The organism is Mesobacillus sp. (assembly GCF_049588175.1).
Classification (GTDB): Bacteria; Bacillota; Bacilli; order Bacillales; family Cytobacillaceae; genus Mesobacillus.
Genome location: NZ_JBAVFI010000678.1, coordinates 1 through 7,124, shown reverse-complemented (window position 1 = coordinate 7,124; position 7,124 = coordinate 1). Strand labels below are relative to the sequence as shown.

Sequence of the window (7,124 nt, the reverse complement as noted above, 5' to 3'; positions counted from 1 at the left end):
CGCCAACTCCAGGAATTTTTACCTGGTCTCCGGAACGAAGCTTTCTGCCTCTTCGCTGATCTTGTTCACCATTGATAAAAACATCATGTTCACTTAAAAACCATTTAGACATTCCACCGGATTGGATTACATCAGCTAATTTTAAAAATTGGCCAAGTGTAATATATTCAGTATCAATTTTCACATTTTCATTCACGGTCTCACCCTTTTCTTCCAAAAGGACTTAATACTTTATTTTACTAAATTTTTTCCATAGAAACAAATTTTCTTATTTTTAGGCTGATTTTGAATAGTTGCGTTGAAACTCAGTTGTTGATTTTCGCTCCAATTCACAGGTGTGTTAATCAAGTCTTAGCTAAGAACATATATAAAAAAAGCCACCAGCAAAAAACTGGTGGTCGTATGAATTTAGTAAGTTCTAACCGGCAAAATCAGCTGAAGGATGGAATCATCATGTAGCGGTCTGATAACGAACGGCCTCATTGCGCCAGTAAAGCTGATCTGGATTTCTGTTCCTTCAAGCGCTTTAAGCGCGTCCATCATATATTTTGCACTGAATGAAATCTTTAAATCTTCGCCATCAATCGACTGGCTTTGAATTTCCTCGACTACAGTGCCGATTTCAGGAGTATTGGATGAAACTTCAATCGCTCCGCCTTCAATTGTTGAAAACTTAACGACATTGTTTCTGCCTTCTCTTGCAAGAAGCGATGCACGGTCAATCGCATGTAAAAATTCCTTCGTGTTCACGACTACATCCGTTTTGCTCTCATTCGGAATTAATCTCGCAGTATCAGGATAGTTTCCTTCAAGCAGCCTTGAGAAGAATAATAAATGTTTTGCCTTAAATAAAACCTGGTTCTCAGTAATGACGATATCGACAGTATCTGAGCTATCATCAAGGATTTTACTTAATTCAGTCAGACTCTTCCCTGGAATGACAACATTATAGTTTCCAGTATACTCAGCTTCCAGTTTCGCTTTTCTCAAAGCTAGCCTGTGGCTGTCTGTTGCAATACAGACTAATTCATTGTTTTCGACCTTCCAGTTTACACCTGTCAAGATGGGACGTGTTTCTGAGGTGGACACTGAAAAGACCGTCTGGCGGATCAAGCCTTTTAATAAATCAGTCGGAATCCTGAAAATATGTTCTTCCGAAATTTGCGGAAGATGTGGATATTCTTCAGCATCCAAACCGTTAAGATTAAATTCAGATCTTCCAGAACGGATGATTGTCTGCAGATTATTGTGTACTTCGATTTCTACTGTGTCTGTAGGAAGCTTTTTAACGATTTCACTAAAGAAACGCGCCTGCAAAACAATGGATCCCGGCTGTTTGATTTCAACAATTTCATTTCCAGCTTCTTCTTTCGGAATGAACGATTCGATTGAAATATCGGAATCGCTGCCAGTAAGAGTTACTCCCTCTTCATTAGCAACAATCTTGATTCCAGTCAAAATAGGAATGGTTGTTCTGCTGGTTACTGCTTTCATAACGTCCTGGACGCTCTGAAGCAAGGAATCGCGCTGGATAATAAATCTCATTTTTTAAGCCTCCGTTTAGGAATATTTTTTTCTTAAATGCATATAATTATATGTTTTAAAATATAGTAGAAGTACTAGTAGGGGCTGTGGATTTGTGGATAACCGCTTTTATCAAAGGAAACACAGCCTATCCACATGTGGACAGACTGTGCGCAACTGATGGTAAGTTATTCACACTTTCCCCTAAACCCTTAACTGTTCATTTATGTCTTTAAGCTGCTTTTGCAGATGTGAGTCGGTTGAAATCATTTTGGAAATTTTCTCATGTGCATGGATGACTGTTGTATGATCGCGGCCGCCAAATTCCTCCCCTATTTTAGGAAGAGAGAAATCTGTTAGTTGTCTTGATAAATACATGGCGATCTGCCTCGGGAAGGCAACGGATTTCGTACGCTTCTTCGCTTTAAAATCCTCAAGCTTCACATTGTAATGCTGCCCTACCACTCTTTGGATATCAAGAATCGTAATGACCTTTGGCTTTGAGCTAGGGATAATGTCCTTCAATGCTTCAGCTGCCAAGTCCGCATTAATGTCTTTATTAATCAGTGATGAATAAGCAACGACGCGGATCAATGCACCCTCAAGCTCGCGGATGTTGGAATCGATTTGGTTGGCGATATAAAGCATGACTTCATTCGGTATATCCAAACCTTCCGCTTTCGCCTTTTTACGCAGGATCGCAATCCTTGTTTCCAGGTCAGGCGGAGTAATATCCGTGATTAAGCCCCATTCAAAGCGGGATCTTAACCTGTCTTCAAGAGTCGGTATTTCTTTAGGCGGACGGTCACTTGAAATGACAATCTGCTTACTTTCCTCATGCAGCGTATTGAATGTATGGAAAAACTCTTCCTGAGTTTGTTCTTTTCCTGCCAGGAACTGAATATCATCAATGAGCAGGACATCGACATTTCTGTATTTATTGCGGAAATCCCCTGCTTTATTGTCCCTGATCGAATTGATGAATTCATTTGTGAACTTTTCAGAGGACAAATACACCACTTTCGCATTCGGGTTGTGATCCTGGACGTAATGCCCGATGGCATGCATTAAGTGGGTTTTTCCTAGTCCTACGCCTCCATATATGAATAATGGATTGTAGGCCTTTGCAGGTGCTTCTGCTACTGCCAGCGAGGCGGCATGGGCGAAACGGTTGCCTGAACCGATGACAAATGTATCGAAAGTATATTTTGGATTCAGCATGCTTACTGGTAAATCAGGTGTATCGTCTTCCCTCTTCACCCTTTTTGGAGGTAACGGAATGTCGAGATCTTCATCATTTTGGTTTTGGGGAATGATGAATTTTACCGCTAGTTCTTCACCAGTAATTTCATACAGAATACCGCTGATTAACTGGGAATAGCGCTCTTCAAGCCAATCGCGGGCAAATTCGTTAGGAGCCGTAATTGTAAGTACATCACCTTGGAGCGTATGTGCTTTTGTTGATTTCAGCCATGTATCATAACTTGGCTTGCTGATCTTTTTCTCGATTTTCGCGAGAGCATTATTCCAGAGATCTGCAATGTTCTCCAACAACTATCCCTCCTTTTCCTCTGTTTTTTAAAGACACGTTCCTGTCGTTTTAACTAAAAATACAGGTTATACACGTTGTACAACCCTTAATTTCATAAATATACGAAACTATGAATGTGGAAAAATATATAATAAGGAAGTAAATAAGCTTTTCGACAATATCCACTATCTGTGGACAAAGTTTTACAACAGGTCTGAATAACCTATCCACAGCTTATCCACAATTTGTGGATAAGTATATTTCCGCTATCGAATTATTAAGAGTGAAAACACAAATATAATATCAGATAATCCAGCATGGCGCAACGTCTTTTAATACATTATCCACAATATGCTATCGCTGTGGAGATAATTTGTCCACAGGACCTTGACTTGTGTAAAAGGTATGAAAATGGGCTGTGGATAAAGAAAATGGTGTCGATTTTTGTCCACAGGGGCTCGGAAACTGGTTAAATTCGCTGAAGTTAAAAATTTGTTTAAGGAGATTTAAATTATTTTATCCATCTGCGGAAAAAATAATTTAAATAAATATGTTAGCTGAAAAATACACTCCTGGTTTTTACATCTAGTCAGTTTGTCGATAAATAAAGTTCACGATCTATTTTTGTAACCCTGTTGATTGGAGTGGAATACGCGAAGGCTCCTGCGAAAATGCTAACGCATTACCATCGTGCGTGGGTCCGATCGAGGAGGCTCACCGCACTCCCCCCGGAAAGCGAAGCGCCTGGAACGGAAATCAACAGACTAGTTTTATTGAAAATCTAAATAAAAAAGGCTGTAAACAACTTTGTTTTCCGAGTTTGTCTAAAGTCTGAATCAAGATCTCATTCCAGGAGTATTTTTTAGGAGTCGAGCTTTTATCGAAAGGTTCTTTTCTATTTAGGTTAGGTTGCGAAGGAAAAGAGTCATACATTGAGATCAGGATGATGAAATCTGATCAGCATTGTCCGAGAAAAAAATTCAATTATAAACAGGCTATGATTAATTGGGAGAAGGAAGTTAAGCTTTAATAGAAGTTAAGGCCTTTTTAACTAACAGATTAAATTTTTTTCTAGCTGTAATCTGGGGAGTTTTCGGAATAGGCACTTGACAATTTCCACTGCTCATCTTTATAATTACAAAGACTGTCTGTAACAGCTATTCCTCAGGGAGGTGTAACATATATGAAACGTACTTACCAACCAAATAAGCGTAAACACAGCAAAGTTCACGGATTCCGTGCTCGCATGAGCAGTGCAAATGGCCGTAAGGTTCTTGCTCGCCGTCGTCGCAAAGGAAGAAAAGTATTATCAGCTTAGGCCACTGAAATGTCAGTGGTCTTTTTTCTCTTTGGGCAATACTATTTTTGGGCTCTTTTCGTAAACTTATTGGCCTTGCAGCTTATACCAGGGATTTATTTAGGAAAGAAATGATAGATGAATCCCTGTGCTAAGGCCTGGAAAATGATTTTCAAAAAAGCCATTGGAAAAGAGAACGGATCCATTGAGAATTGTAGGTGTTAAATAGATGAAAAAAGATTTCAGAGTGAAAAAGAATAAAGAGTTCCAAGAGGCTTTTAAAAAAGGAAAGTCTGTTGCGAACCGCCAGTTTGTCGTTTATGTGTTAAAGAAACCGGAGCAGGAGAATTTCCGCATCGGGCTTTCTGTGAGCAAAAAGATTGGCAATGCCGTCGTCCGCAACCAGATTAAAAGGTATGTCCGCCAATCGTTTCATGAACTGCAGGACCGCGTACATAATGGGAACGATTATATCATCATTGCCCGCAAGCCGACTGCTGACATGGGGATGCATGATATAAAGAAAAGTCTTGAGCATGTTTTAAAAGTTGGCAAGGTTTTGAAGAAGCCGAAAGCTGGAGATAATGATTGAGGTAAAATTATTGAGTGATTTGCATTTTTTAAAAGCGCTTCCCACTAAAAGATGTTAAAATACTCTTGAATTGGCTTCTGCCAGTTATTTATGGGGGAAAATGTACATAAATTTGGGACAAACACTTGAAATAAATGAATGTTTTTGGAAGCGAGGAGGAAATACAGCTTGAAAAAAAGAATATTATTGATAATGGGCTTGCTTTTAGTGATGTCATTGCTGACTGGATGTTCAGAGTATAACCAGCCAATCACACCAGAAAGCAAGGGCTTTTGGAATGAGTACATCGTTTATCCTTTATCCCTGCTGATCGTGAAGATGGCTGAATGGCTCGGAGGCAGTTTTGGTTTTTCGATTATTGTTGTTACCTTGATCATCCGTTTTGCGATCCTGCCGCTTATGATTAAGCAAACGAGAAGCTCAAAAGCGATGCAGGCATTGCAGCCGGAAATGGCTAAATTAAAAGAAAAATACAGCTCTAAGGACCAGAAGAGCCAGCAAAAGCTTCAGCAGGAAACGATGGCACTTTTCCAGCAGCATGGTGTTAATCCACTTGCAGGGTGTTTCCCGCTTGTGGTGCAAATGCCGATTTTGATTGGTTTCTACCATGCGATTTCTAGAACTAGAGAAATTGCTGAACATAATTTCTTATGGTTCGATCTAGGTGCACCGGATCCGTTTTATATTCTTCCGATTGTGGCTGGTATAACTACTTTCATTCAGCAAAAAATGATGATGGCTGGCCAGGAAGGCAATCCGCAAATGGCGATGATGCTTTGGCTGATGCCGATCATGATCGTTGTTTTTGCCATCAACTTCCCAGCAGCTCTTTCATTATACTGGGTAGTAGGTAATCTATTTATGATTGGTCAAACGTACTTTATTAAAGGGCCGGATCTTAAAAAAGCAAAGGCTGCCGGCAATGCGGGAGGAGCAAGTAAAAAGTGAGACAGATAACTGCTACAGGACAAAACGTCGACGAAGCAGTAGAATCAGCTTTAGCTCAATTAAAGACTACCAAAGACCGCACAGAGATTGATGTTATTGATGAAGGCAAAAAAGGGTTATTTGGACTTTTCGGAAATCGTCCTGCTGTCGTCAAAGTGACAGTGAAAATCGACGCTGTTGAAGAAACGGTCAAATATTTAAAAGCAATAGGGGAAAACCTGGGTGCTCCAATCGAAGTTGAAGTAAAAAGGGAAGGGAAGACGGTACTGTTGACGTTAACAGGCGAAAAAATCGCCTTGTTGATTGGGAAACGCGGCCAAACCCTGAACTCACTCCAATTTCTGACTCAGCTAGTCATGAACCGCTATTCTGAACAGTATTCCACTGTATTGCTCGATGCTGAGGACTATCGCAAGCGCCGGAACGAAACACTCGTCCAGCTTGCAGACCGCCTCGCGCAAAAAGCAGTCAGAACGGGCCAGACCGTAGCGCTTGAACCTATGCCTTCGTATGAACGCAAAGTGATTCATACTGCATTGATGTCCAACAAGAAAATCAAAACATACTCAGATGGTACAGAGCCACATAGACATATCGTGATCGCGCCATCGAGATAATATTGAAAAGCTCCGATTCTTTGCGAATCGGGGCTTTTTTTGCGTTTTTTTTGCATCAGAATGGGCCTGGCTTTGCTGGAAATAAACGCTGGAAATTTCCAGGTTGAGGGATTTCGACATAAAGTTGCGGAAATGGTATTAATTTTCGCGGAATAGGCAGATGAAGTTGCGGAATTTCGACAAAATTCTGCGGAATCGATGGTGGAGTGAGCTGTAACATTCATATTAGCTGGGAAAAAATCTTCTGTTTTTCCAGTTCGCGTACTGCAGAAGGTTTTCGCATAAACAGATTGTAATTTCGTGTGAAGATTTTTACCGCGAAATGAATAATTTTGCCCAATATTAAAGCAATAATAGATCTGAAAACCTTCTGCGTTGTTCGAAACCGTTTAGTTTTTCCTACTGGTAGAACCGAGTTAATTTTTAAAAAGCAAATTCTTGGAAATGGTCTCAAGATGGGTTGAAAAAAGAACTCGAAATTCCCTTCTGAAATCCAACCTATAAAAACTCCCTTAAATCTAATTTTCACTTTTCCACAGCCTCGATAAAATTCAATTATTTCCTCATTTGGTTTTATTGTTATTCACATGTGGATAAGTTAAAATTAAAGAAGTG

Annotated in this window: 7 protein-coding genes; 4 read left to right on the top strand and 3 right to left on the bottom strand. The window is 40.0% G+C overall.

The genetic code is table 11. The features are described 5' to 3' along the window. The 3 genes from yaaA to dnaA form a co-directional block, all read right to left on the bottom strand. Positions 1 to 196: S4 domain-containing protein YaaA (yaaA, locus tag WB217_RS16530; RefSeq protein ID WP_423994364.1), on the bottom strand; the 196-nt coding region annotated here is incomplete at its 3' end. A gap of 212 nt (positions 197 to 408) precedes the next feature. Beyond that, on the bottom strand, positions 409 to 1,545 hold the full coding sequence (gene dnaN, locus WB217_RS16525; protein WP_423994363.1) for a DNA polymerase III subunit beta: 1,137 nt from the start codon (positions 1,543 to 1,545) through the stop codon (positions 409 to 411). A gap of 183 nt (positions 1,546 to 1,728) precedes the next feature. Continuing rightward, positions 1,729 to 3,075: a chromosomal replication initiator protein DnaA gene (gene dnaA, locus WB217_RS16520; protein WP_423994361.1), complete on the bottom strand. Its 1,347-nt coding sequence runs from the start codon at positions 3,073 to 3,075 to the stop codon at positions 1,729 to 1,731. 1,163 nt (positions 3,076 to 4,238) lie between these two features. Between dnaA and rpmH the strand changes: the two genes are divergently transcribed. The 4 genes from rpmH to jag all read left to right on the top strand — a co-directional run bounded on the left by rpmH (position 4,239) and on the right by jag (position 6,509). Beyond that, a complete protein-coding gene (rpmH, locus tag WB217_RS16515) occupies positions 4,239 to 4,373 on the top strand; it encodes a 50S ribosomal protein L34 (RefSeq protein ID WP_013059930.1) in 135 nt (44 codons plus the stop codon). Positions 4,374 to 4,581: 208 nt separating this feature from the next. After that, positions 4,582 to 4,944 (top strand): ribonuclease P protein component, encoded by a 363-nt coding sequence (gene rnpA, locus WB217_RS16510; protein ID WP_335375890.1) that lies wholly within the window; start codon positions 4,582 to 4,584, stop codon positions 4,942 to 4,944. Between the two features lie 168 nt (positions 4,945 to 5,112). After that, positions 5,113 to 5,892: a YidC family membrane integrase SpoIIIJ gene (spoIIIJ, locus tag WB217_RS16505; RefSeq protein WP_423994360.1), complete on the top strand. Its 780-nt coding sequence runs from the start codon at positions 5,113 to 5,115 to the stop codon at positions 5,890 to 5,892. Then, complete coding sequence (gene jag / locus WB217_RS16500) at positions 5,889 to 6,509, top strand: RNA-binding cell elongation regulator Jag/EloR (RefSeq protein ID WP_423994359.1); 621 nt, start codon at positions 5,889 to 5,891, stop codon at positions 6,507 to 6,509. The genes spoIIIJ and jag overlap by 4 nt, the downstream gene beginning before the upstream one ends. The last annotated feature ends 615 nt before the right edge of the window (positions 6,510 to 7,124 follow it).